This is a genomic window from Pseudoalteromonas sp. 2CM39R (assembly GCF_023161845.1).
The window spans coordinates 1-869 of record NZ_JALNTM010000061.1 but is presented as its reverse complement, the minus strand read 5'-3'; the positions used below and the strand labels follow the sequence as shown (position 1 = coordinate 869).

The window sequence follows — 869 nt, the reverse complement described above, 5'->3', positions numbered from 1 at the left end:
TAAGCAAGTAGAGCTATCTAGAGATAAGTCTGTAAAGATTATAACTAACAGTAAAGTTAGAAACTTACTAACATTTTTTATGTTTGAGGTGCGTGATATATATACTCGAGATCCAACTTTTGGCTTGGATTGTTCACTAAATGTAGATATCAGGCATAATCATATAGTACCAGTACTAAGATCTGTTTTTGAAAAAAATGATTTAATTTGCAAAAAAGGTGAATCAGATTACATAGATAATCATTTTATAGAAGAAAACTTTAAAACTTCTTTACAGAAAAATTTTTATATTGAATTACAAAGTTGTTTTAAAAGCTTTTCTCTTAAAGTGGATCAATACCTAGCTAAGGTCAAGACAGGTTACATGAAGATAAGTCGTGATGAAAAAGTTGATCCATATTCTTTATTTCATTTTAGAATAGAAAACTCTGATATAGATAAACTGGAAGCTTTAGTCAGAAGCGGCTCTACATATACAGAAATAGTCCAATGGATAATTGATTGTTTGGAATATAAAGCTCACATGCTTATGAATGAGGGCAAGGCTGTAATCATAAACACAATACCACTTGAGTTAGATGATTTTATAAAAGAAATTAAGTTATTTTCTAATAAATTAGGGAAAAATGCTTACAGAATACAAGATAAAATTGTTATTGCTAAAAAAGAACTAAATCAAACATTAGTTGAAATAAGTCAACGATTAGATTTTGTAAAATCTGCAGGCGAAAACTTTTACTTGAGAACACCATGCTCCGAGGCTCAAGAGTTCGTCCAAAAACTTTATCCGAAGGTAAAAGTATCAATGGATTACCGCACTACTTTTGACTTGATGTTTAACGGAGAAAGTTTGGCGCAGTTTATTAGAG

The 869-nt window shown here is 30.1% G+C and carries 1 protein-coding gene; it reads left to right on the top strand.

Annotated features, from left to right (window positions below; genetic code table 11):
• A partial coding sequence (locus MTF66_RS38385) for a hypothetical protein (RefSeq protein WP_248530349.1) occupies positions 1-869 on the top strand: 869 nt, incomplete at both ends.